The organism is Blastococcus sp. SYSU DS0753, assembly GCF_054051175.1.
Window position 1 is genome coordinate 1 of the sequence record NZ_JBJHAT010000030.1, and the last position, 23106, is coordinate 23106.

Sequence of the window (23106 nt, forward strand, 5' to 3'; positions counted from 1 at the left end):
GCTGGGGTACCCGACCGGGGACGATCAGCCGACGGCGGATCGGCGTGGCTACATGACGCCGTTCCAGGGTGGGGAGATCCACTGGTCGGCGCAGACCGGTGCGCAGGTGGTGCGGGGCGCGATCCTGTATACCTGGAAGCAGGCGGGCGGAACGGGTGGCTACCTGGGCTTCCCGACGACCAGCGACGCCCCCGCGCCGGGCGGTCAGGGCTACCAGACTTCTTTCCAGGGCGGCACCATCTACTGGTCCGCAACCACCCAGGCGCGGGTGCTGAGGACCGAGCTGAACGCCGCCTACCTCGCGCAGGGCGGCACGACCGGGCCGCTGGGGTACCCGATCTCCGACACCGTCGTCGTGGGGGCGCAGCAGCGGGCCGAGTTCCAGAACGGGGTGCTCACGGCGCCGTAGCGACAGGCGCGGGGCCGGCGGGACGGGTGTGACGAACAGGTCCCGTCGGCCTCGCGAGCCGACGCCGTTCCGCTCCGGTGCGCAGGTACCGTGACTGCTCGTGACAGTGGCACAACCGACCGGGCGGACTCTGTCTGCCGCCGTTGCCGATCTCCGGCGCGGGTGGGAGCAGCGGCCGCTGTGGGGCTACCTCGGTTGGCAGGACATCCGGCAGCGCTACCGGCGCTCGGTCCTCGGGCCGGTCTGGATCACCATCAGCATGGCCGTCACGGCCGTCGCGCTCGGGATCCTCTACTCGGGGCTGTTCGACATCCCGCTGGAGCGGTTGCTGCCGCACGTGCTCGTGGGCTTCATCGTGTGGGGCTTCATCAGCGGCTGCATCACCGAGGGGTCGGAGGTGTTCATCGCCAACGAGGGCCTGATCAAGCACCTCCCGGCACCGCTGTCCACCCACGTGTACCGGCTGATCTGGCGGCAGACGCTCTTCCTCGCCCACAACCTGATCGTCTACCTGATCATGCTGCTGTTCTTCCCGCAGCCGCTGCACTGGACGGTGCTCGCCGTCGTGCCGGCCTTCGTGCTGCTCGCCCTCAACGGCGCCTGGGTCGCCCTCGCCGTCGGCGTCGTCACGGCGCGGTTCCGCGACATCCTGCCGATCACCCAGAGCATCGTCCAGCTGATGTTCTTCCTCACGCCGATCGTCTGGATCTACGACGAGCTGATCAACAGCCCCAACCCCGCCATCGCCGAGCGGGCCAGGCTGGCCGAGTTCAACCCCTTCCTGCACTTTCTCGAGATCGTCCGCCGTCCGCTGCTCGGTCAGGACCAGCAGCTGCGGTACTGGCTGGTCGTCCTCGCCATCACCGTGGTCGGCTGGGCGCTGACGATGTTCGTGCTGCGCCGCTACCGGTCCCGCGTCTCCTATTGGGTGTGAGCGTGTCCCAGATCAAACCCGGCCCGGTCAGCATCGTCACGAAGGACGCCTGCGTCGACTTCCCGATCTTCGACGCGAAGAGCCGGTCGCTGAAGAACACCGTCATGGGCGTGGTCGGCGGGCACATCGACAGCGCCGCCAAGGTGCCCGTCATCGAGGCCCTCCGCGACATCACCGTCACCCTCGAGCACGGCGCCCGCGTCGGGCTCGTCGGCCACAACGGGGCCGGCAAGTCCACCCTGCTGCGACTGCTGTCGGGCATCTACGAACCGACCCGCGGTGTCGCCGAGGTCCGGGGGCGCGTGGCGCCGGTCTTCGACCTCGGGGTAGGCATGGACCCGGAGATCTCCGGGCTCGAGAACATCATGGTCCGCGGCCTCTTCCTGGGCATGACGCGCAAGCAGATGGAGGCCCGGGTCGACGACATCGCCGACTTCACCGAGCTCGGCGACTTCCTCCGCATGCCGCTGCGCACGTACTCCACTGGTATGCGGGTGCGCCTGGCTCTCGGGGTCGTCACGAGCATCGACCCGGAGATCCTGCTGCTCGACGAGGGCATCGGTGCGGTGGACGCGGCCTTCCTGGAGAAGAGCAAGCAGCGGCTGGTGCAGCTGGTGGAGCGTTCCGGTCTGCTGGTCTTCGCCTCGCACTCCGACGAGTTCCTCCGCGAGCTCTGCGACACCGCGATCTGGATGGAGCACGGCCAGATCAAGCAGCAGGGGCAGCTGGACGACGTCCTGCGGGCCTACAAGGGGCAGCGGGCATGACGGCCGGGTCCGGGACGGAGAAGGTCGTCGCCGTCGTCGTCACGCGGCACCGGCCCGAGCTGCTGGCCGAGAGCCTGGCCGCGCTGGCGGGCCAGCGCCGGCCGGTCGACCACGTCGTGGTCGTCGACAACGGGCCCGACCGGGCCGTGGCGGAGGTCGTGCGCGCCAGCGGGCTGCCGGCGACCTACCTGCCCAGCGAGCGCAACCTGGGCGGGGCCGGCGGCTTCGCGCTCGGCATGCTGCACGCCCTGGCGCTGGGGGCCGACTGGGTGTGGTGCGCCGACGACGACGGCCGCCCGGCGGACGGCACCGTGCTGGACACGCTGATGACCACGGCTCACGAGCACGGGCTGGCCGAGGTGTCGCCGTTGGTGACCGACCTCGCCGACCCGGAGAGGCTGGCGTTCCCGCTGCGCCGGGGGCTGCGGTGGCGACGCCGCCGCAGCGACTTCGACGGCATCGAGGTGCTGCCCCGCTACGCCTCGCTCTTCAACGGCGCGCTGTTCCGGGCCGAGGCGCTGGACGTGGTGGGCGTGCCCGACTACCGGCTGTTCTTCCGCGGCGACGAGACGGAGATCCACCGTCGCCTGCTCCGCTCGGGGCTGCCGTTCGGCACCTGCACCGCCGCGGCCTACCTGCACCCCGAGGGAACGACGGAGTTCGTCCCCATCCTGCGCGGGAAGCTCTCCGCGCAGTACCCGGGCAACGAGGTCAAGCGGTACTTCACCTACCGCAACCGCGGGTACCTGATGGCTCAGCCGGGGATGCGCTGGCTGCGCCCGCTGGAGACCGTGCGCTTCGGCTGGTTCTTCCTGGTGTCGCGCCGCGACCCGGGTGGGTGGCGCGAATGGCGCCGCCTCACCCGGGCCGGCCGGCGGGAGGAGCTCACGCGCCCGGCGTGAACTCCCCGTCGAACGCCTTCGACCAGCTCTGCTGGCTGGTCAGCTGCTCCATGTGCGCCCGGTACTGCTTGGACAGCCGGGGGAACTCGCGGTAGAGCTTGACGTGCACCCGGATCGAGTGCCGCAGCATCTGCCAGAACGTCCCCGGCTCCCGGCGGCGGAAGGTGACCCCGCGACCGTCCGCGGTCCCGACCGTCGCGCTGTCGAGCCGGGCGAGCAGGAACCAGCGGGCGTCCTGCGCCGAGATGTTCATCTGCGGGCGCTCGGCGGCGTCCGGCTTCGGCCTGCGCAGGTTGTGGGCGAGCGCCGCGGCCAGGGTGCGGGTGATGGTCGTCGGCGTCGTCGGCGGCTTCATGAACCGCTCGGCCTTCGTCGGGCTCATCGAGGGCAGGGGCAGGTCGGACGAGGAGCCGATGACCTGGCCGTCGGGGTAGTCGCCCTGGTGCCGCAGCGCCGTCGGCAGGGCCGTGGGCAGCAGCGGGAAGAGCCGGTCGGGGCCGGCGAGGAAGTCGTCGTACGCCCGGTGGTGCAGCGCCGCGGTGGCGTACTGCAGCATGATCAGGAACTTCAGGTCGAACTTGAAGGTGTCCCGCAGCAGCGTGCCACCCCGCTTGTACTGGCTGTGCAGCGCCGCGGCGACCAGCCGGTTCCGGGTGTGGAAGTAGGCCTGCCACCCCGCGGTGTCGTCCTTGTCGCTCCAGGACAGGTGCCACACCGCCGCGCCCGGCAGCGTCGCGGTCGGGTAGCCGTGCTCTCCGGCGCGGATGCCGTACTCGGCGTCGTCCCACTTGATGAAGACCGGCAGAGCGAAGCCCAGCTCCTGCATGACCTGGCGCGGGATCAGGCACATCCACCACCCGGTGTAGTCCACGTCGATCCGCCGGTGCAGGGCGGGAGTCGACCGCAGGCTCCGCCTGGCGAAGTCGTGGGCGTACTCGGTGTTGGGTGCCGCACGCCAGAAGAACTTGTCCGGCGCGACGACCTCGCCCATGGTGTGCAGCACCGAGCGGTCCTGCAGGGCCAGCATCTGGCCGCCCACCAGCATCGGCTTCTTGGTGAAGCGGGCGAAGGCGAACATCCGCGCGATGCTGTCGGGTTCGAGCTGCACGTCGTCGTCGAGCAGGATGTGGTGCGTCGCGTCCGTGGAGGTCAGCGCCTCGTGCATGGTGCGGGAGAACCCGCCGCTGCCGCCGAGGTTGGGCTGCTCGACCAGCAGCAGCCGGTCGCCCAGGGCGGCGGCCGCGTCGGCGAAGCCGCCCGCGTCGCGGACCTTCTTGGTGCCCTGGTCGGCGACGATGACGCGCGAGATCAGCCCGTCGACGACGGGGTCGCCGGCGAGCGCGGCGAGCGCGGAGACACAGTCGTCGGGCCGGTTGAAGGTGCAGATGCCGATCGACAGGCGCGTCTCGTGGGCCGGCTCGCGCGCGGCGGACCAGTCGGCCTCGTGCACCGTCACCGGCGCGTCGTCGGCGGTGACGTCGAACCAGTACCAGCCGCCGTCTTCGAACGGGGTGAGCTCCAGCTCGAACTCGAGCGCCCGGTCCTCGCCCGTGGTCGTCGTGCCGGTGACGTGGATGATGCTGCCGTCGGCCTTGGAGCGGTAGACGTCGACGCGGCCGGGGCCGGAGAGCCGCATGCGCAGGATGACCTGCTCCAGGACCGTCCAGCGGCGCCAGTAGCTCGCCGGGAAGGCGTTGAAGTAGGTCGCGAAGGAGACCTCGCTGCCCGCGGCCACGGTCGCGTCCGAGCGGGTGGTGGACTTGACCCGCTTGTTCCGCTCCTCGTCGACGTAGAGGCTGCGGACCTTCAGCGGGTCACCCGGGCGCGGCATGATGACGCGCTGGAGGAGCGTGACGGCCTTGCCCTCGGCCAGATCCGCGGCGGTCGGTTCGCTGACCCGCTCCGGGGACACCGTCTGATGTGTTGTCGTCATGTGGTGCTCAGTCCTCCAGGCGGCCGTCGAGGGCGCCGCCCTGGTCGAAGAAGGGGCGGATGCGGTTGTCGAACATGGTCAGCGCCGACCCGATGGCCATGTGCATGTCCAGGTACTTGTAGGTGCCCAGCCGACCGCCGAAGAGAACGCGCTTCTCGGCGGCCTCCTTGGCCGCGAGCTCGCGGTAGCGCTCCAGCTTGGCGCGGTCCTCGGGGGTGTTGATCGGGTAGTAGGGCTCGTCGCCGGTCTGCGCGAACCGTGAGAACTCCCGCACGACCACGGTCTTGTCCGTGGGGTAGTCCCGCTCGGGGTGGAAGTGGCGGAACTCGTGGATCCGGGTGAAGGGGACGTCCTCGTCGGCGTAGTTCATGACGGAGGTGCCCTGGAAGTCGCCGATCGGGAGGACCTCGGTCTCGAAGTCCAGCGTCCGCCAGCCCAGTTCCCCGGCCTCGTAGTCGAAGTACTTGTCGATCGGCCCGGTGAACACGGTGGGGACGTCACGGGGCAGCTCGTCGCGGACGTCGAAGTAGTCGGTGTTCAGCCGCACCTCGATGTTCGGGTGGTCGGCCATCCGCTGGAGCCAGGCCGTGTACCCGTCCTTGGGCAGGCCCTCGTACGCGTCGTTGAAGTACCGGTTGTCGAAGGTGTACCGCACCGGCAGACGGGCGATGACGGCGGCGGGCAGCTCGGTCGGGTCGGTCTGCCACTGCTTCTTCGTGTAGCCGCGGATGAACGCCTCGTACAGCGGGCGGCCGATCAGCGAGATCGCCTTCTCCTCGAGGTTCTTCGCCTCGCCGGTGTCGAACTCGCCGGCCTGCTCCGCCACGAGGGCCCGCGCCTCGGAGGGGGAGAAGCTCTTGCCGAAGTACTGGCAGATGGTGGCCAGGTTCATCGGGAGGGAGTAGGTCTGGCCCTGGTAGATCGAGTAGACCTTGTGCTGGTAGTTCGTGAACTCGGTGAACCGGTTGACGTACTGCCAGACCCGCTCGTTGGACGTGTGGAACAGGTGGGCGCCGTAGACGTGCACCTCGATGCCGGTCTCCGGCTCGGGCGCGGAGTAGGCGTTGCCGCCGATGTGGTCGCGGCGGTCGATGACCAGCACTCGCTTGTCGAGCTGGCTGGCCACCCGCTCTGCGACGGTGAGGCCGAAGAAGCCGGAGCCGACGACGACGAGGTCAGGTCCTGTGGTGGTCACGGGTCTCGACGGTACCTGTCGGTCCGGAGGGGCACGACCACGGAGCGGCGGTTTCCCGGCCGTAGCGACCCGTTCCGTCACACTGACCACACGCACCCCGGAGACCGCTCCGCGGCGCGCATCCGCGCTCGCCCGCGGTCAGTGCCTAGGGTGGTCCTCCGTGTCGTCTGCCTCCGACTCGTCGCCCCTGCGCGTCGTCGCCGTCACCTACTCGCCGGGCGCGGCGCTCGAGGACTTCGTGGCGTCGCTGGCGGGTGCCACCACACGGCCGGTCGAGGTGGTGCTGGCCGACAACGGCTCGACCGACGGGGCACCGGAGCGCGCCGCGGCCCGGTACCCGCACGTACGCGTGCTGCGCACCGGCGGGAACATCGGCTACGGGGCAGCGGCGAACGCCGGGCTCGCCGACGCCCGCAGCGGACGGGCGCTGATCGCCAACCCCGACCTGCGCTTCTCGCCCGGGTCGGTGGACGAACTGCTCGCCGCGGCCGACCGCTGGCCGCGGGCGGCCACGCTCGGGCCGGCGATCATGACGCCGGCGGGTGAGCTGTACCCCTCGGCCCGCGACCTGCCGCGGCTGTCCACCGGCGCGGGGCACGCCCTGCTGGGCTGGGCCTGGCCGGGCAACCCGTGGACCGCCCGCTACCGGCGCGAGCGCGAAGCCCCCCGGGAGCGGCCCGCCGGCTGGCTCAGCGGCTCCTGCCTGCTCGTCGACCTCGAGGCGTTCTGGTCGGTGGGCGGGTTCGACCCCGGCTACTTCATGTACTTCGAGGACGTCGACCTCGCGGAGCGGCTCACCCGCGCCGGGTGGCTGCACGTCTACGTGCCCACGGCCGTCGTCGAGCACGAGGGCGGGCACGCGACCCGGCGGGAGCCGCACCGGATGCAGCGGGTGCACCACACCAGCGCGCTGCGGTACCTCTCCGGGCAGTACCCACGCCGGCGGCACGCCCCGCTGCGCGCCGCCCTCCGCGCCGGTCTCGGCGGCCGGATGCTGGTCTCCTACGCCAGCGGGCGCGTCGCGGCCGGCGCCCGGTTCCAGCGCCGGGCCCGCGACCTGGCAGCCGTGCCCGACCCGCGGCGCACCGGCGCCGAGGGGGGCTGACGTGCGCCACGCGGTGATCATGGCCGGCGGCTCGGGCACGCGGCTGTGGCCGTTGTCGCGGGAAGGCCGGCCCAAGCAGCTGCTCGACGTCGTCGCCGGCCCGGACGGTGCGCCGCGGAGCCTGCTGGCGGAGGCCTGGGACCGGCTGCGCGCGGTGCTGCCCGCGGAGCGCATCTGGGTGTGCACCGCGGCCCGTTACGCCGGGCAGGTCCGGGCCGCGCTGCCGGAGCTGCGGGCCGACCGGCTGGTGCTCGAGCCGGTCGCCCGCGACACCGCGAACGCCGTCGGGCTGACGGCGGCGCTGGTCGCGGACGTCGACCCGGACGCCGAGCTCGCCGTCGTCAGCGCCGACCACGTGATCCGGCCGGTGGAGCGCTTCGCCGACGCGCTGCGCACCGCCTACGACGCCCTCGCCACCCGCCCCCGGTCGCTGGTCACCCTCGGCATCCGGCCCACCGCGCCGGCCACCGGGTTCGGCTACGTGCAGCGTGGCGCGCCCACCGGGCAGCCGGGCGTGGCCGAGGCGGCGTCGTTCCGGGAGAAGCCCGACCGCGCCACCGCCGAGCAGTACCTGGCGTCCGGGCAGTACCTGTGGAACTCGGGCATGTTCGTCTGGCGCGCCCGCACGGTGCTCGACGCCCTGGCCGACCACCTCCCCGCGTCGGCGGAGGGGCTCGCCCGGATCGTCGCGGCGCCCGCCGGGCCGGGCCGGGACGCGGTGCTGGCCGACGTCTTCCCGACCCTGCCGAAGATCAGCGTCGACTACGCCGTCCTCGAGCCGGCCGCCGCCGAGCCCGGACGGGTGCTCGTGGTCGACCTGGACGTGGCCTGGCTGGACGTCGGCTCGTGGCCGGCGCTGGCGCACACGCTGGACCACGACGGCGCGGGCAACGCCGTCCGCGGCCTCGCCGTCGTGCTCGACGGGGCGGGGAACATCGTGTTCAGCGACGACCCGCGGCACCTGGTCGCCCTCGTGGGCGTGCGGGACAGCGTCGTGGTGCACACCGCCGACGTCACCATGGTCTGCCCGGTCGCCGACGCCGAGCGGGTGAAGCAGCTGCTCGCCGCGGTGCAGGAGAGCCACGGCGGCCGTTTCGCCTGAGCTCGTGATTGGCTGCGGGGCATGAAGAACTTCGACGTCGCAGCAGTGGTCAGCGGGGGCGCCTCCGGGCTCGGGGAGGCCACCACCCGGGCGCTGGCCGCCCGTGGGGCCGCGGTCACCATCATGGACCTGAACGAGGAGCGCGGGCAGGCGCTCGCCGCCGAGCTGGGCGGGCACACCACGTTCGTCCGCACAGACGTGACCGACGAGGCCTCGGTGCAGGCCGCGGTCGCCGAGGCCACCGGCAAGGACCGCCCGCTGCGGATCGCGGTCAGCTGCGCCGGCATCGGGCTGGCCCAGCGCACGGTGGGCCGCAACGGCGAGCCGCACGAGCTCGGCGGGTTCCAGAAGGTGCTGGCCGTCAACCTGGTCGGCACGTTCAACGTCCTGCGCCTGGCCGCGGCGGCGATGTCGCAGACCGAGCCGGGGGAGGAGGGCGAGCGCGGCGTCGTCGTCAACACCGCCTCCATCGCCGCCTTCGACGGCCAGATCGGCCAGCTGGCGTACTCGGCGTCGAAGGGCGGTGTCGTCGGCATGACCCTGCCCGCGGCCCGCGACCTGTCCAGCGTGGGCGTCCGCGTCTGCACCATCGCCCCCGGGCTGGTGGACACGCCCTTGCTGGGCTCGCTCCCCGAGGAGGCGCGGGCCGCCCTCTCGGCGGGCATACCTTTCCCCAAGCGGCTCGGCCGCCCGGCCGACTTCGCCGAGCTGGCGCTCGCGATCGTCGAGAACGGCTACCTCAACGGCGAGGTCGTCCGGATGGACGGCGCGCTGCGCATGGCACCCCGCTGACCTTCCCCCCCCCCCCGGAGCACCTGCTGAGCACCGCCCTTGACGCCCCCGCCTACGCGGCGGTGTGGACGCCGGACTGGCCCCTCGACGTGGGCCGGACCCTGGCTCCGCACCGCCGCGGGCCGGGCGACCCCGCGCTGCGGCTGGCCGACTCCGGGTTCTGGCGCACGACGTCGACCCCGGCGGGCGCGGCCACGGTGCGGCTGGTCCGCACGGCCGCGGGGGTGGCCATCAGCGCGTGGGGCCCCGGTGCGGAGTGCGCGGGGGTCGCCGTGCCCGAGTGGCTGGGCGCCGCCGACCGCCCCGAGCAGTTCCGCCCCGGCGACCACCCGACGGTGGCCGAGCTGCACCGCACGACGCCGTGGCTGCGGCTGGGCCGGACCGGTCGCACCTGGGACGCGCTCGTGCCGGCGGTGCTCGAGCAGAAGGTGACCGTCGTCGAGGCCCACCGGGTGTGGCGGGAGCTGCTCCGGCTGGCGGGCGAGCCCGCGCCCGGCCCCGCACCCGAGGGGATGCGCGTGGTGCCCTCGGCGCAGCGCGTGCTCGAGGTGACCGACTGGGAGTGGCACCGCTGCGGGCTCGACGGTGCGCGCCGCCGGGCGCTGCGCGCCGCCGCGACGGTGGCCGCCGCCCTGGAGCCCGAGCGGGCCGGGGACTCCGGCGGTCTGCAGCAGCGCCTGCGCTCGATCCCCGGCATCGGCATCTGGACGGCGGCCGAGGTGGCGCAGCGGGTCCACGGTGACCCGGACGCCGTCAGCGTGGGTGACTACCACCTGAAGAACCTGGTGGGCTACGCGCTCACCGGCCGCCGGAACACCGACGACGAGGGCATGCTCGAGCTGCTGGAGCCGTGGCGGGGGCACCGGCAGCGGGTGGTGCGCCTGCTGCTGGCCGGCGGCCCCCGGCGGCCGCGGCGCGGGCCCCGGTTCGCCCCGGTGGACAACCGGCGCCGTTAGCGCTCGGCGAGCAGGCCGAGCAGGTAGGCGCCGTAGCCGCTCTTGCCCAGCGGCTCGGCGATGGCGCGCAGCCCCTCGTCGTCCAGCCAGCCGTTGCGCCAGGCCACCTCCTCGATGCAGCCGATCTTCAGGCCCTGGCGCTCCTCGACCACGGAGACGAACTCGGTCGCCTGGCGCAGCGAGGCGAAGGTGCCGGTGTCCAGCCAGGCGGTGCCGCGGTCCAGCGCGGTGACGGTCAGCCGGCCCTCCCGCAGGTAGTGCTCGTTGACCGCGGTGATCTCCAGCTCGCCCCGCGCGCTCGGGGTGATGCCGCGGGCCACCTCGACGACGTCCCCGGCGTAGAAGTACAGCCCGGGGACGGCGTAGGCGCTCTTCGGGCGCACCGGCTTCTCCTCGATCGAGAGCACCCGGCCGGCGTCGTCGAACTCCACGACGCCGTAGTCCCGCGGATTGGCCACGTGGTAGGCGAACACGTGCCCGCCGGCGGGCACGGGTAGCCGGGACAGCGCGGTGCCCAGGCCGGCGCCGTAGAAGATGTTGTCGCCGAGGACCAGGGCAGCGGCCTCGCCGCCCAGGAACTCCGCCCCGATGAGGAACGCCTGGGCCAGGCCCTCGGGTCGCGGCTGGGCCGCGTACTCGATCCGCATGCCCAGCCGGCTGCCGTCACCGAGGAGGGCGCGGAACGCCGCCTGGTCCGCCGGGGTCGTGATGACCAGCACCTCGCGGATCCCCGCCATCATCAGCGTGGAGAGCGGGTAGTAGATCATCGGCTTGTCGTAGACCGGCATGAGCTGCTTGCTCACCGCCTGGGTGATGGGGAACAGACGGCTCCCCGTGCCACCGGCCAGGATGATCCCGCGCATGGGGACGAACCGTACCGAGCGCTCCGGCTCTACAGCGCCGGACCGCCCAGCCACAGCCTCCCGACGAGTGAGGTTCCTCCGGGGGAGCCGACCGGCTCCCACCGCGTCGACCAGCCCATGGCGTGCAGCTGCACGAGCGCGGCGCCGATCACGGCGCCGAGGTTCAGCGCGGTGGTGAGGGTGACGGTGTCGGAGAGGTGGAGGTCGACGACGCCGTCGCCGTCGCCGCCGTGGCGCAGCACGACCGGGAACTCCGGGAGGGCGGCGGCCGCGACGCGGAACGCCTCTGCGACGGCGTCGAGCTCGCCGGGCCGGGGCGCGAGGTCGGTCGCGGGGGAGCGGGACGCCACCACGTCGCGCGACCCGTAGGGGAAGAGGTCCTCGCCGGGCAGCCGCACCAGCGGCCGCGTGCCCTCGTCGGCGTCGTCGGCCGGCCGTCGCGCCGGCAGCCCGCGGACGACCGCGACCGGAACGCCGGCCAGCTTGCCCTTCACCAGGTCCGCGGCGGAGGCGAGCTCGTCGACGACGGCGACCCGGGTGGTCTCCAGCCGGTTGCCGTGGGCGTCCAACGCCCCGCGGAGGTCCTCGAGCGCGACGATCCCGGCGGCCCCGACCGCGACGTCGGTGAGCCCCTCGCGCCAGGTCCGGCCGAAGGTGTCGCTGACCACCACCGCGACCTCCACCCCGGCCAGCTCCCGCAGCCGGGCCCGCAGCCGCCGGGCGGAGGCGTCGGCGTCCTCGGGCAGCAGGACCAGCGCGTCGGCGGAGACGTTCGAGGCGTCGATGCCGGCGGCGGCGACGACCCAGCCCTGCCGGGTCTGCACGATCTTCAGCGGCCCGCGGCGGGCGACCACCCGCACCGTCTCCGCATCGATCGCCCGCTGGCGGGCGGCCTCCCGGTCGGTCCCGGGCTCCAGGCGGACCAGTCGGCCCTCCACCTTCGAGACCACCTTGGAGGTGACCACGACGACGTCGCCGTCGGCGAGCCAGGGCGCGGCGCGCGCGATGGCCGCGGCCAGGTCGTCACCGGCGGCGAACTCCGGCAGCCCGGCGACCGGGTGGATCGAGACACCGGATGGCACGGCCCCGTCCAGAGGCGCGCGGCGATCGTGCGACCCGTGCGGAGGACGGGGTCCTTCTTCAGGCACAGGCATCGAGCGCGGCGCGGGCCAGGGCCGTGGTGGCCTCGGGGGTGGACATGAGCAGCGGCAGCCGCCGGACGTCGACGCCGGGCACGTCGGCGGGGTCGTCCTCGGCGACCAGCCAGGCGTCGAGCAGCCCGCCGTCGGCGCGGGCGCCGTAGTGCCGGCCGACCCCCTCGGCGCTCACCTCGATGCCCAGCACGGGCAGGCAGCGGTCGGCCATGCCGCGCACGACCGCGCCGCCCACGATCGGCGAGACCCCGGCGATCCGGGCCGGTGAGGCCCGCAGGGCGTCGCGCAGCCCGGGCACGCCGAGGACCGTGCCGATCGAGACCACGGGGTTGGAGGGGGCGAGCAGGACGGCGTCGGCGGAGGCGAACGCCTCCACGACGCCGGGTGCGGGGCGGGCACCGTCCACGCCCACCTGGACGAAGGCCGAGGGGTCGAGCCCGGCCCCGTGGCGCACCCACCACTCCTGGAAGTGGATCGCGCGCGACCGGCCGTCCTCGGGGTCGGTGACGACGACGTGGGTCTCCACCCGCTGGTCGCTCATCGGCAGCACGGTCACCCCGGGCCGCCAGCGCTCCGCGAGCGCCGCCGTGACCTGCGAGAGCGGGTAGCCGGCGTCGAGCATCCGGGTGCGGATCAGGTGCGTGGCCAGATCGCGGTCACCGAGGCCGAACCAGGCGGGGTCGGCGCCGTAGGCGGCGAGTTCCTCCTTGACCGTCCACGACTCGCCGGCCCGGCCCCAGCCGCGCTCCTCGTCGATGCCGCCGCCGAGGGTGTAGACGACCGTGTCCAGGTCCGGGCAGATGCGCAGCCCGTGCAGCGTCACGTCGTCCCCGGTGTTGACCACGGCCGTGATCTCCGCCTCGGGGGCCGCGGCGCGGACCCCGCGCAGAAATCGAGCCCCTCCGGTCCCACCTGCCAGCACGACGATCTGCACGAAACGCATGGTGCCCGATGAGCACTTGTCGACTGTTCGCCGGGCGTGTCGAGGGCTACCACGAGATGTGACGAAGGCCCCGTGACGGATGGGGCTGGTGTGGCGTGTCGCTTACACCGGGCGAAGTTGACGCCTGGGCAACGACACGCGTGTAATTCCGGCGGTGTCAACGAGTGCTGATCGGCCCGGGAACGTCCTGCCGGCCGCGCACCGGGACGAGAGCGAGAGGGGACGCACCGTCATGGCAGAGGTGTCGTGGTTGAGCGACTACGTCAACGGGTCGGAGCGGTCGGCCGACCGGCTGCCGGTCACCGGGCATGCCACGGGCCAGGCCGTGGGCCAGGGGACGGGGCAGCCGTTCGTCGGCTTCCTCGGCTTCGGGCTGGAGCCGGACACCCAGTCCTGGCAGGAGCAGGCGCTGTGCGCCGAGACCGACCCCGAGGCGTTCTTCCCCGAGAAGGGCGGCTCCACCCGCGAGGCGAAGAAGATCTGCACCGGCTGCGAGGTCAAGGCCGAGTGCCTCGAGTACGCGCTGGCCAACGACGAGCGCTTCGGCATCTGGGGTGGCCTCTCCGAGCGCGAACGACGCCGGCTCCGCCGCCGAGCGGTCTAAGGACCCCCGGAAGGACCCCCTGCTCCCCACCGCTCGCGAGCTCGCGGCGGGTCCCTGCAGGGGCCGATCCAGCACTCTCACCCCAGCCGCCGGCGCCCCTCGCCGGCGGCTGTGGTTCTGTTCGGGCATGGTCGCCCGCGTCGCCCTCGGTCGAGCGCACGTGGTCCACGAGGTCCGGGCCGCGGAGCCGCTGGCGGAGGCGCTGGCTGCGCCGCTGACCGCCCGCGCGCCGTGGCTGACCGCGGTGCTCAACCACGGCGCCGCGCGCCCGCTGCCGACCCGCCCCGCCGCCGTCGTCGTCCCGGGGCACAGCGACGGCACGCCGCGCGCCGCCGCCTTCCTGGAGCTGCGCCGGCGCGGGGTGCTCACCCAGGTGACCGTGCTGGGCCAGGCGACCCGGCCGCTGCCCGGTGGCCGCCCCACCGCGCGCCTGCTGGCCCGTGACGACGAGGCCGCCGGGCACCTCGCCGAAGGGGTGCTCGGCCTCCTGGGCTCGCTGCGCGGACCCTGGGCGCTGCACCTGACCGGGCTCCCCCTGGGTGATCCCACCGCCCGCGCGCTGGCTGCCCGGCTGCCCACCGCCGTCCTGGCCAACGCCCGCACCGCGCTGCTGGTCGACGCGCTCGACCGGGCCGGGCCCGTGGAGCGCACGCACGACCACCGGCACCTCGAGCGCTGGCTCCCCGCGTTCCTCGCCGCCGCGCCCGATCGGCGGGCGCGGGAGTTCCTGCGGGCCGCGGCCCGGCTGCACGCGGCCGTCGGCCGCCTGGAGGTGGCGGTCGTCGCCGAGGGCGACCGGCCGCGTGCCGGGCTGCTCACCCTCGTCGACGGCGGGAACCGCTGGCCGTGGTGGGGCATCGACGGCGACGGCGGTCCCCGCACGGTGATGGGCGCACCGGTGAGCACCCTCTCCGTGCCGGTGCGGCGCTGGCCCCGTTGAGGCTCAGCCGGGGAGGTGGACCCGGCTGCGCTCGGGCAGGAGCGGGGCGCTGCCCGTGCCGAGGCGCAGCTCCCCGGTGGCGGCCCGGGCGCTGTCGGCAGCCGGTGCGCCCTGGGGCACGAGGGTGAGCTCCAGCGGGTAGACCCGGCCGGTCGGCTCCGGGGCCGAGCCGCCCGGCCGGAGGACCGTCGGGGCGCGCCCGCGCACGGTCCACCGCTCGCCGTCGCGGGAGACGACCAGGTCCTCACCCTCGACGACGGCGTGCTCGACGGGCGTGGCGGTGCACCCGGCGGCGACCGGGTCGGCCGGGGCCTCGGCGGCCAGGCAGTTGTAGGTGGGCAGCCGCAGCTCCAGCCGGGCCGTGCCGGCGGAGGTGGTGAGCCGCGCCTCGGGGTAGGCCGCGGTGACGCCCACCGCCCGCGGCTCCAGGACGAGCCCGCCGGCGACCAGGTCGGCGACGAGGGCGTCGGGCGCCCCGGCGTCCGAGGTCGGCGCGGGACCCGGCGTCCCCCGGTCGTCGGTCCCGGGCCCGCCGGCGGAACCGCTCGCCGCGAGCCGGCCGGCCGCGACCGCGGCGGCGGTGCCGACGACCGCCAGGGCGACGACGCAGAGCGCGGCCAGGACGGCGCGGCCCCGCCCGTGGTCCTCGCCGGGAAGAGCGGGCGCCACCGACGGCGGGGCCAGCGTCGCCCAGCCGGCGGGGGACGGCGGCTCCGGCCGGGTGCCCGGTGGGTGCTCGTGGAAGTCGGCCAGGTCGTCGACCGGATCCGGTGCGCCGGTCGCGCGGGACCGGCGCGCCCGGACGACGGCCGTGGCGGCGACCAGGGCCGCCACGGCCAGGACGCCCAGGACGCCCAGGACCACGCCGGTGACCAGCCAGGCGGTGGTGGCGGCGGCGTCCATCCCGTCCAGCATGTCAGCGGGTGGGGTCGATCTCCTCGGGATCCCGGCCCAGCAGGGTGGCGACCTGGTCGACGACCACGTCGCGCACCAGGTCGGCGAGGTCCTCCCGGTCGTGCGCGCGCAGCTCCAGCGGCCGGCGGTAGACCACGATCCGCGGCGGGACCTCCTGGCCCTGTTCCCGCCGGGCCGGCAGCAGCCGGGCCAGCGGGACGCCCGCGTCGTCGAGGACGTCGGCGTCCAGCAGCGCCTCGTCGGGATCGGTGTGCTCGACCCAGGGCACGTCCTCGACGGCGAACTCCACCCCGGCCAGCTCGCGCTCCCAGCGGCGTTCCAGGTCCTCGACGGCGTCCAGGACCAGGTCGTCGAACAGCTCGGCCCGGCTGCGCGACAGCGGCACCTCGGCAGGGGCGAGGCGCCCGCGCAGGCCACGACCGTGGCGGTCGCGACGGGAGCGGGCGCGGCGGCGCGGAGGATGGCTCATGACTGCCCGAAGGGTACGGCGACCCGCGACACGCCGGGCCCCGGGACGGCTCGCCGGGCGTTCTCCCACGTCGAGCCGCGCCGGTCCCGAACCCGCGCCCGACCGGTGACGATGCCCACGGGGTCATCGTGCAGGATGGTGCGCCACAGCCGGTTTCCCGGTGTGCCTGCTGTCGCGCACCGCCGGGCGGGATTACTGTGCCGTGCGTGAGGAACCGGTGGTGAGGCAGTCACGGCGCTGCTCGCGCAGCGGCTGCGCGCAACCGGCAGCGGCGACCCTGACCTACGTCTACGCGGAGTCGACCGCTGTCGTGGGCCCCTTGGCGACGTACTCCGAGCCGCACAGCTACGACCTGTGCGAGTTCCACGCGGAGCGGCTGACCGTCCCGCGCGGCTGGGAGGTCGTGCGGCACGAGATCGACGTCGAGGACGCCGGGCCGACGGGGGACGACCTGCTGGCCCTGGCCGACGCCGTCCGCGAGGCCGCCCGCCCCGAGCCGCCGCGCGCTCCCGCGGACGACGGCAGCGGCATCCGGCGCGGGCACCTGCGGGTGCTTCCCGACCTCCCCTAGAAGGACCACCCTTCCCCCCACGCCTCGCAAGCTCGGCGCGAGCCCCGGAAGGGTGGCCGTTCCAGCGCGTGGCGGGGCGCGCCGATAGTGTCGCGGCGTGCGTGATCTCTCGGCCCTGATCAAGGCCTACGACGTCCGCGGGGTGGTCCCCGACCAGTGGGACGAGGACGTCGCGCGGGCGATCGGGGCGGCGTTCGCCGAGTTCGTCCTCGTCGAGAGCGGTGCGACCGCCGTGGTCACCGCGCACGACATGCGCGAGACCTCCGTCCCGCTCTCCCGCGCCTTCGCCGAAGGCGTCATCGGCCGCGGCGTCGACGTCGTCGAGGCCGGGCTGGGCTCCACCGACCTGCTGTACTTCGCCGCCGGATCGCTCGACGTGCCCGGGGCGATGTTCACCGCCAGCCACAACCCCGCGCAGTACAACGGGATCAAGATGTGCCGTGCCGGGGCCGCCCCCATCGGGCAGGACTCCGGGCTGGTCACCATCCGCGAGTGGGCCGAGCGCGACACCTACGAGCGCGTGCCGGAACGGGTCGGCACCGTCACCACCCGCGACGTCCTCGCCGACTACGCCGCGCACCTGCGCTCGCTGGTCGACCTCGCCACGATCCGGCCGCTCCGCGTCGTGGTCGACGCGGGCAACGGCATGGGCGGGCACACGGTCCCGGTGGTCCTCGCCGGGCTGCCGCTGGAGATCGTGCCGCTGTACTTCGAGCTGGACGGGTCGTTCCCCAACCACGAGGCCAACCCCCTGGACCCGGCGAACCTGGTCGACCTGCAGCGCGCCGTCGTCGAGCACGGCGCCGACATCGGCCTGGCGTTCGACGGCGACGCCGACCGGGTCTTCGTCATCGACGAGCGGGGCGAGCCGGTGAGCCCCTCGGCCATCACCGCCCTGGTCGCGGTGCGCGAGCTGGCCAAGGGGCGCGGGACGACGATCATCCACAACCTGATCACCTCCCGGGCCGTGCCGGAGATCGTGCGCGAGCACGGCGGGCAGCCGGTCCGCACGCGCGTGGGGCACTCGTTCATCAAGGCCGAGATGGCCCGCACCGACGCGGTCTTCGGTGGCGAGCACTCCGCGCACTACTACTTCCGCGACTTCTGGCGGGCCGACACCGGCATGCTCGCGGCCATGCACGTCCTGGCCGCGCTGGGGGAGCAGGGTCGGCCGCTGTCGGAGCTGACCGCCGCCTACGCGCGCTACGCCGCCTCCGGCGAGATCAACTCCACGGTGGCCGACGCGGGGGAGCGGATGGCGGCGGTGCGGGAGGTCTTCGAGAAGGAGGAGGGCGCGACGGTCGACGAGCTCGACGGCCTGACCGTCGAGCTGCCCGACGGCGCGTGGTTCAACCTGCGGGCCAGCAACACCGAGCCGCTGCTGCGGCTGAACGTGGAGGCGCCGGACGAGGCGCGGATGAGCGAGGTGCGCGACCGGGTGCTCCGCACCGTGCGCGCGGAACAGGAGTCGAAGTGACCACACCCCGGAGCGGCAGCCCGAGCGGCCCGCTCGGCCTGGACCCGGAACTGCTGGCCATCCTCGCCTGCCCGGACAGCCACCACACCCCGCTGGCCGTCGACGAGGCGGCCGGTGAACTGGTCTGCGGCACCTGCGACCGGGCGTTCCCGGTCCGTGACGGCATCCCCGTGCTGCTGCTCGACGAGGCGCGGCACCGCTCGTCATGACCTCGCCCGAGCTGGCCGAGGAGGTCCTCGACGACCTCGAGCTGCTGCGCGCGCGGGATCCGCGCGGGCTGCTGCCGGCCGTGGCCGGGTCCGGTGCGCAGGTCCGGGAGACCGCGCGGCTGACCGAGGAGGCCGGGCTGGACCGGGTCACCGAGGGCGGCCGGCCCCGCGGGCTCGTCATCGTCGCCCGGCGGGAGGGCGCCGTGGCCGCGTCGGTGCTGCGGGCACTCCTCGGCCCCGCCAGCCCGGTCACCGTCGACGTCGTCCCCGGTCCCGCGCTGCCCGTGTGGACCGGCCCCAGCGACGTCGCGGTCGTGGCCACGCGCACCGGTGCGGGCGCGTACGCCCTCGCGCCGGCCTACGAGGCCGCCCGCCGGGGGGTCGCGCTGGTCGGGATCGGCGCCGAGGACGCGCCGCTGCGCGGCGTGTGTTCCTCGGCCCGGGCGCCCTACGTCGCGCTGCCGGCGAGCCGCGTCCGCCACACGACCCTCTGGTCGCTGCTCACGCCGATGCTTCGCCTGGCGGCCGACCTGAGGCTGCTGGCCGACGGCGTGGCCGACACCGAGGCGGTGGCGGGGGCTCTGGACCGGGTGGCCGAGGAGTGCGGCCCGGCGCGGGAGTCGTTCGTCAACCCGGCCAAGAGCCTGGCGCTGGAGCTGCTCGACGCGCTCCCGGTGATCGCCTCGGAAGGGCCGCTCGCCGGGGCGGCGGCGACCCGCGTCGCCGACCAGCTGGCCACGCTCGCGGGGCTCCCGGTCGCCGACTTCCGGCTGCCGGACCAGCGGGTTGCCGCCTGCGCCGTCCTGGGCGGGCCGCTCGCGCCGCAGGACGCGGCCGACGACTTCTTCCGGGACCGCGTCGCCGACAGCGGCCGGCGGCTGCGGCTGCTGACGATCCGCGACAGCGACGCCGGCGGGCACGACGGCGCGGGGGAGCGGGAGCCACGCTCGGCGGCCGAGGCGATGCAGCAGGTGCTGAGCACCGCCGCGGCGCACAGCGTGCCGGTCAGCGGCCTGGCCGAGCACGGGGAGCCGGAGCGGTTCGCTCGGCTGCCCCGCCTGGCCCGGCAGCTGGCCGTCGCCGACTTCAGCGCCGTCTACCTGGCGCTCGCCCTCGACACCGAGCGGGCCCGACCTCGCTGAGTGCGCGCGCGGCCCGTGGCGGGTCCACCATCATGGCGACAGCACGCCGGTGCTGACCGATCGGAAGGAACTCCCTTGGCGGGTGGACTCGTAGCCCTGCTCGACGACGTGGCGGTGCTGGCGCGCGCGGCCGCGGCCTCGATCGACGACATCGGGGCGGCTGCCGGGCGGGCCAGCATCAAGGCGGCCGGCGTCGTCGTCGACGACACCGCCGTCACGCCGCAGTACGTGCACGGGCTGAACGCCGACCGCGAGCTGCCGATCATCCGGAAGATCGCCGTCGGATCGCTCCGGAACAAGCTCCTGATCATCCTGCCGGCGATCCTGCTGCTCAGCCAGTTCCTGCCGTTCCTGCTCACCCCCATCCTGATGATCGGTGGTGCCTACCTCTGCTACGAGGGAGCGGAGAAGATCTGGCACCGGGTGAGCGGCCACGCAGAGGCGCACGCCACGGTGGAGGACGCGCTCCCGGACGAGAGCACGATCGTGTCCGGGGCCGTGCGCACCGACTTCATCCTCTCGGCCGAGATCATGGTGATCAGCCTCAACGAGGTGGCGAGCGAGGGCTTCCTGTCCCGGGCGGCCATCCTGGTGGTCGTCGCGCTCGGCATCACCGTGCTGGTGTACGGCGTCGTCGGCGTCATCGTGAAGATGGACGACGTCGGGCTGAACCTGTCGCAGCGGACCTCGAAGGGGCTCGCCGCGTTCGGCCGCGGCCTGGTGAAGGGCATGCCGAAGCTGCTGTCCGCCCTCACCGTCGTCGGCACCGTCGCCATGCTGTGGGTCGGTGGGCACATCATCCTGGTGGGCACCGACGAGTTGGGCTTCCACCCGCTCTACGAGTTCGTGCACCACCTGGAGGAGGCAGCGCACGACGCCACCGGCGCTCTCGGCGGGGTCGTGGGCTGGCTGGTCAACACGCTGGGCAGCGCGCTGCTCGGGCTGGTCGTGGGGGCCGTGGTGGTCCTGGTCATGAACCTCACGGTGCACCGGGGCAAGGCCGGGGCCGGGGCGCACTGAGACGCGGCGCCGGCGGCGCCGCACCCGTGCCCCGGTCGCCGGGGCGGGGGAGAAGGCCACCGTCCCGGGAGGTCCCCGCCCCGGGCGCCGCGGGGCCGTCCGCGGTGTGACCAGGGGGCGACCCGCCCCGCGGGGGTGAGGTTCGTTCCCAGGGACGCGGTCGGGCCGTAATCTGCCCAGACCATGTGGCAGCTGAGCAACGGTGTGCGGTTCTACCCGTGGGGGAGCCGCACCGTGATCCCCGAGCTCCTCGGTGAGCCCGTGCCCGCGGAGCGGCCGCACGCGGAGCTGTGGATCGGGGCCCACCCCGACGAGCCCAGCGTCCTGGCCGACGGGCGCCCGCTGGACAAGGCGATCGCCGAGGAGCCCGCCGAGCTGCTGGGCACCCCGGTGGTGGAGCGCTTCGGGGCGCGGCTGCCCTTCCTGATGAAGGTGCTCGCCGCCGAGACCCCGCTGTCGCTGCAGGCGCACCCCACGACGGAGCAGGCCGAGGCCGGCTACGCCGCCGAGGAGGCCGCCGGCATCCCGCACGACGACCCGACGCGGACGTTCAAGGACCCCTTCCACAAGCCCGAGCTGCTGCTCGCGCTCACCACGTTCGAAGCGCTGTGCGGGTTCCGCCCGGTGGAGGAGTCGCTGCACTGCCTGGCCAAGCTGCAGGTGCCTGAGCTCAAGCCCACCATCGCCGCCCTGGCGCGCGGCGGCCTGCGCGCGGCGATCCCGCAGCTGCTGGCGCTGCCCGGGGAGCGCCGGACGGAGCTCGTGGCCGCCGTGGCCACCGCGGCGGGCAGGTTCGTGGCGGCGCACGACCCGGAGTTCATCAACACCTACCGGTGGGCGGCGACCCTCGCCGAGACCTACCCCGGCGACCCGGGCGTCGTCATCTCGCTGATGTGCAACCACCTCAAGCTGGCCCCGGGAGAGGCGGTGTTCCTCCCCGCGGGCAACCTGCACGCCTACCTGTCGGGTGCCGGTGTCGAGGTGATGGCCAGCTCCGACAACGTGCTGCGCGGCGGGCTGACCGCCAAGCACGTCGACCTCGCGGCGCTGATCGAGGTCCTGGACTTCTCCGACGGGCGGGTGCCGGTGATCCACCCGGTGCTCGGGCCAGGCGGCCTGCGCTACCCGGTGCCGGTGCAGGACTTCGACCTCACCCGCTGCCAGCTCGACGAGCAGGCGGGCACGCTGACCACGCGCGGACCGCAGCTCCTGCTGTGCACGGACGGCACCGCGGTGCTGGCGTCGGTCGACGGAGAGCTGACCCTGGCGAAGGGCCGCGCGGCGTTCGTCCCCGCCGGTGCGCCGGTCGCCGCTCGCGGCCCGGCGGTGCTCTACCGGGCCACCACCGCCATCTCGTGAGACGCCGGCCGGCCCCGGCGTTGCGCCGACGGGGTCCGGCAGCCGCGGCCTAGCGTCGGGCCGGTCGCCGTCCGGCTGGTGGGGGAGTTGCGTGCACGTACGACCCGGTTCCCGGTCCCGTCGGCTCGCCGGTGCGGTCCTCGCGTTCGGCGTGGCGATGGCGTCGGCCGGCTGCGAGGCGGTGGACGTCGGCGAGGGCGCCGACCGCACGGAGGCCACGGCGGCGCCCGCGCTCGTCACCGGCTCCGCGCTCGCAGCGCTGGACGAGCTGGACGTCAAGGGCCGCGCCCCGAAGACCGGCTACGACCGGGACCAGTTCGGCGCGGGCTGGGTCGACACCGACCGCAACGGCTGCGACACGCGCAACGACGTCCTGGCCCGGGATCTGACCGGGGAGACCTTCCAGCCGGGTACCCGGGACTGCGTCGTCGCCACCGGCACCCTCGCCGACCCCTACTCGGGGGAGACGATCCCCTTCCTCCGCGGCCAGGACACCAGCGCCGACGTGCAGATCGACCACGTGGTCGCGCTCTCCGACGCGTGGCAGAAGGGCGCCCAGGGCTGGGACGAGCCACGGCGGGTCCGGTTCGCCAACGACCCGCTCAACCTGCTCGCCGTCGACGGCCCGCTCAACATGCAGAAGGGCGACGGCGACGCCGCCACCTGGCTGCCGCCGGACCGCGGCTACCGGTGCGCCTACGTGGCCCGGCAGATCGCCGTGAAGGCCGTGCACGGCCTCTGGGTGACTCCGGCCGAGCACGACGCCATGGCCGGGGTGCTCGCGGGGTGTCCGGACGAGCCGCTGCCGTCCGCCGACCATTCACCGCTGCCCGTCCCGCAGCCGGCGGCGACCGTTCCCGAAGCCGACCCGCGGTCCGCGTCGGCGCCCCGCTACGCCGACTGCGCGGCGGTACGGGGCGCCGGAGCGGCGCCCATCCACCGGGGTGAGCCCGGCTTCTCGGAGGCGTTCGACGGCGACGGGGACGGGGTGGGCTGCGAGTCCTGACGTGTGCCGCGACGATCCGGTGGGCCCGCCGCCTGGCTCCCGGGACGTCGCGTGCCCGGCGCGCTGCTCGCGGCGCGTCGAGCACTGCAGGCCACTCCACGAGGCTCACGCCGGTCGGGCGCGGTTCCTCGATGTCGAGCCGGGGCTGCAGTCGGCGTGCCACTGAGGCGTCCACGCGGCCCTGTCGGCGTCGGGCCAGGTGAACGTCTCGCGGGTGGTTCAGGACGGCGAGCCGAAGGCGCGACCGGACTGGCGCAGGAGTTCCGGGCGCACCGGCCCGGCCCCGAACCCGTGGGGACCGGTGCTGGGTGTGCTGTCGGGGTGAGGACGGTTGGCCTG

At 74.2% G+C, this 23106-nt stretch carries 24 protein-coding genes; 17 read left to right on the forward strand and 7 right to left on the reverse strand.

The genetic code is table 11. The annotated features are described in order from the left end of the window. From ACI799_RS18055 to glfT1, 4 genes are all read left to right on the forward strand, one after another. On the forward strand, positions 1–409 hold a 409-nt coding region (locus ACI799_RS18055; RefSeq protein WP_456589957.1), incomplete at its 5' end, for an LGFP repeat-containing protein. Positions 410–509: 100 nt separating this feature from the next. Beyond that, the gene (gene wzm, locus ACI799_RS18060) at positions 510–1343 is read left to right on the forward strand and encodes a galactan export ABC transporter permease subunit Wzm/RfbD (protein ID WP_456589956.1); all 834 of its coding nucleotides are present in this window, start codon (positions 510–512) and stop codon (positions 1341–1343) included. A 2-nt stretch (positions 1344–1345) separates the two neighbouring features. Next, a complete protein-coding gene (gene wzt, locus ACI799_RS18065; protein ID WP_456597069.1) occupies positions 1346–2110 on the forward strand; it encodes a galactan export ABC transporter ATP-binding subunit Wzt/RfbE in 765 nt (254 codons plus the stop codon). Next, positions 2107–3012: a galactofuranosyltransferase GlfT1 gene (glfT1, locus tag ACI799_RS18070; protein WP_456589954.1), complete on the forward strand. Its 906-nt coding sequence runs from the start codon at positions 2107–2109 to the stop codon at positions 3010–3012. The genes wzt and glfT1 overlap by 4 nt, the downstream gene beginning before the upstream one ends. On the opposite strand, the gene ACI799_RS18075 is transcribed toward glfT1, so the two are convergent. Next, positions 2996–4945, reverse strand: a complete 1950-nt coding sequence (locus ACI799_RS18075) for a glycosyltransferase (protein ID WP_456589953.1) — start codon at positions 4943–4945, stop codon at positions 2996–2998. The genes glfT1 and ACI799_RS18075 overlap by 17 nt on opposite strands. 7 nt (positions 4946–4952) lie before the next feature. Next, entirely contained in the window at positions 4953–6140 is a 1188-nt protein-coding gene (glf, locus tag ACI799_RS18080; RefSeq protein ID WP_456589952.1) for a UDP-galactopyranose mutase, read from the reverse strand. Between the two features lie 160 nt (positions 6141–6300). Here glf and ACI799_RS18085 point away from each other — a divergent pair, with 160 nt between their 5' ends. The 4 genes from ACI799_RS18085 to ACI799_RS18100 all read left to right on the forward strand — a co-directional run bounded on the left by ACI799_RS18085 (position 6301) and on the right by ACI799_RS18100 (position 10095). After that, positions 6301–7245, forward strand: coding sequence for a glycosyltransferase (locus tag ACI799_RS18085; protein WP_456613621.1), 945 nt, complete (start codon positions 6301–6303; stop codon positions 7243–7245). 1 nt (position 7246) lies between these two features. Then, positions 7247–8347, forward strand: a complete 1101-nt coding sequence (locus ACI799_RS18090; protein WP_456589950.1) for a mannose-1-phosphate guanylyltransferase — start codon at positions 7247–7249, stop codon at positions 8345–8347. 21 nt (positions 8348–8368) lie between these two features. Beyond that, a complete protein-coding gene (locus ACI799_RS18095; protein WP_456589949.1) occupies positions 8369–9139 on the forward strand; it encodes an SDR family NAD(P)-dependent oxidoreductase in 771 nt (256 codons plus the stop codon). Between the two features lie 89 nt (positions 9140–9228). After that, positions 9229–10095: a DNA-3-methyladenine glycosylase family protein gene (locus ACI799_RS18100; RefSeq protein ID WP_456613622.1), complete on the forward strand. Its 867-nt coding sequence runs from the start codon at positions 9229–9231 to the stop codon at positions 10093–10095. On the opposite strand, the gene rfbA is transcribed toward ACI799_RS18100, so the two are convergent. Genes rfbA through cofD form a run of 3 tightly spaced genes read right to left on the reverse strand, consistent with a single transcriptional unit; the run spans position 10092 to position 13046 of the window. Next, a complete protein-coding gene (rfbA, locus tag ACI799_RS18105) occupies positions 10092–10958 on the reverse strand; it encodes a glucose-1-phosphate thymidylyltransferase RfbA (protein ID WP_456589947.1) in 867 nt (288 codons plus the stop codon). The two genes, ACI799_RS18100 and rfbA, sit on opposite strands and share 4 nt — an antisense overlap. A gap of 29 nt (positions 10959–10987) precedes the next feature. Then, positions 10988–12040 (reverse strand): coenzyme F420-0:L-glutamate ligase, encoded by a 1053-nt coding sequence (locus tag ACI799_RS18110; protein ID WP_456613623.1) that lies wholly within the window; start codon positions 12038–12040, stop codon positions 10988–10990. 58 nt (positions 12041–12098) lie between these two features. Beyond that, positions 12099–13046: a 2-phospho-L-lactate transferase gene (gene cofD / locus ACI799_RS18115; RefSeq protein ID WP_456613624.1), complete on the reverse strand. Its 948-nt coding sequence runs from the start codon at positions 13044–13046 to the stop codon at positions 12099–12101. A gap of 382 nt (positions 13047–13428) precedes the next feature. On the opposite strand from cofD, the gene ACI799_RS18120 reads away from it, so the two are divergent. Further along, positions 13429–13659: a WhiB family transcriptional regulator gene (locus tag ACI799_RS18120; protein WP_456589959.1), complete on the forward strand. Its 231-nt coding sequence runs from the start codon at positions 13429–13431 to the stop codon at positions 13657–13659. 127 nt (positions 13660–13786) lie between these two features. Next, positions 13787–14599, forward strand: coding sequence for a GNAT family N-acetyltransferase (locus ACI799_RS18125; RefSeq protein WP_456599943.1), 813 nt, complete (start codon positions 13787–13789; stop codon positions 14597–14599). Between the two features lie 3 nt (positions 14600–14602). Here the strand turns inward: ACI799_RS18125 and ACI799_RS18130 are convergent, their stop codons facing one another. Then, positions 14603–15502 (reverse strand): hypothetical protein, encoded by a 900-nt coding sequence (locus ACI799_RS18130; RefSeq protein ID WP_456599942.1) that lies wholly within the window; start codon positions 15500–15502, stop codon positions 14603–14605. A 13-nt stretch (positions 15503–15515) separates the two neighbouring features. Further along, the gene (locus ACI799_RS18135) at positions 15516–15983 is read right to left on the reverse strand and encodes a metallopeptidase family protein (RefSeq protein ID WP_456589942.1); all 468 of its coding nucleotides are present in this window, start codon (positions 15981–15983) and stop codon (positions 15516–15518) included. Between the two features lie 220 nt (positions 15984–16203). Here ACI799_RS18135 and ACI799_RS18140 point away from each other — a divergent pair, with 220 nt between their 5' ends. The 7 genes from ACI799_RS18140 to ACI799_RS18170 all read left to right on the forward strand — a co-directional run bounded on the left by ACI799_RS18140 (position 16204) and on the right by ACI799_RS18170 (position 22767). Continuing rightward, positions 16204–16554 carry a DUF3499 domain-containing protein gene (locus tag ACI799_RS18140; protein WP_456589941.1) on the forward strand — a complete coding sequence of 117 codons (351 nt, stop codon included), beginning with the start codon at positions 16204–16206 and terminating at the stop codon, positions 16552–16554. A gap of 97 nt (positions 16555–16651) precedes the next feature. Beyond that, on the forward strand, positions 16652–18031 hold the full coding sequence (locus tag ACI799_RS18145; RefSeq protein ID WP_456613625.1) for a phosphomannomutase/phosphoglucomutase: 1380 nt from the start codon (positions 16652–16654) through the stop codon (positions 18029–18031). Beyond that, positions 18028–18240, forward strand: a complete 213-nt coding sequence (locus ACI799_RS18150) for a Trm112 family protein (RefSeq protein WP_456613626.1) — start codon at positions 18028–18030, stop codon at positions 18238–18240. The genes ACI799_RS18145 and ACI799_RS18150 overlap by 4 nt, the downstream gene beginning before the upstream one ends. Then, a complete protein-coding gene (locus tag ACI799_RS18155) occupies positions 18237–19382 on the forward strand; it encodes an SIS domain-containing protein (protein ID WP_456589938.1) in 1146 nt (381 codons plus the stop codon). The genes ACI799_RS18150 and ACI799_RS18155 overlap by 4 nt, the downstream gene beginning before the upstream one ends. A 75-nt stretch (positions 19383–19457) precedes the next feature. Continuing rightward, complete coding sequence (locus ACI799_RS18160) at positions 19458–20402, forward strand: DUF808 domain-containing protein (protein WP_456589937.1); 945 nt, start codon at positions 19458–19460, stop codon at positions 20400–20402. A gap of 183 nt (positions 20403–20585) precedes the next feature. Further along, positions 20586–21761 carry a mannose-6-phosphate isomerase, class I gene (manA, locus tag ACI799_RS18165; RefSeq protein ID WP_456589936.1) on the forward strand — a complete coding sequence of 392 codons (1176 nt, stop codon included), beginning with the start codon at positions 20586–20588 and terminating at the stop codon, positions 21759–21761. A 91-nt stretch (positions 21762–21852) separates the two neighbouring features. Next, entirely contained in the window at positions 21853–22767 is a 915-nt protein-coding gene (locus tag ACI799_RS18170) for a GmrSD restriction endonuclease domain-containing protein (RefSeq protein ID WP_456613627.1), read from the forward strand. Positions 22768–23106: the final 339 nt, after the last annotated feature.

Bases quoted from the DNA above. Each gene is read 5' to 3' on its own strand.
- glfT1 (WP_456589954.1), top strand. From the start codon at position 2,107: ATGACGGCCGGGTCCGGGACGGAGAAGGTCGTCGCCGTCGTCGTCACG.
- ACI799_RS18075 (WP_456589953.1), bottom strand. From the start codon at position 4,945: ATGACGACAACACATCAGACGGTGTCCCCGGAGCGGGTCAGCGAACCG.
- ACI799_RS18095 (WP_456589949.1), top strand. From the start codon at position 8,369: ATGAAGAACTTCGACGTCGCAGCAGTGGTCAGCGGGGGCGCCTCCGGG.
- rfbA (WP_456589947.1), bottom strand. From the start codon at position 10,958: ATGCGCGGGATCATCCTGGCCGGTGGCACGGGGAGCCGTCTGTTCCCC.
- ACI799_RS18125 (WP_456599943.1), top strand. From the start codon at position 13,787: ATGGTCGCCCGCGTCGCCCTCGGTCGAGCGCACGTGGTCCACGAGGTC.
- ACI799_RS18130 (WP_456599942.1), bottom strand. From the start codon at position 15,502: ATGGACGCCGCCGCCACCACCGCCTGGCTGGTCACCGGCGTGGTCCTG.
- ACI799_RS18135 (WP_456589942.1), bottom strand. From the start codon at position 15,983: ATGAGCCATCCTCCGCGCCGCCGCGCCCGCTCCCGTCGCGACCGCCAC.
- ACI799_RS18155 (WP_456589938.1), top strand. From the start codon at position 18,237: ATGACCTCGCCCGAGCTGGCCGAGGAGGTCCTCGACGACCTCGAGCTG.
- manA (WP_456589936.1), top strand. From the start codon at position 20,586: ATGTGGCAGCTGAGCAACGGTGTGCGGTTCTACCCGTGGGGGAGCCGC.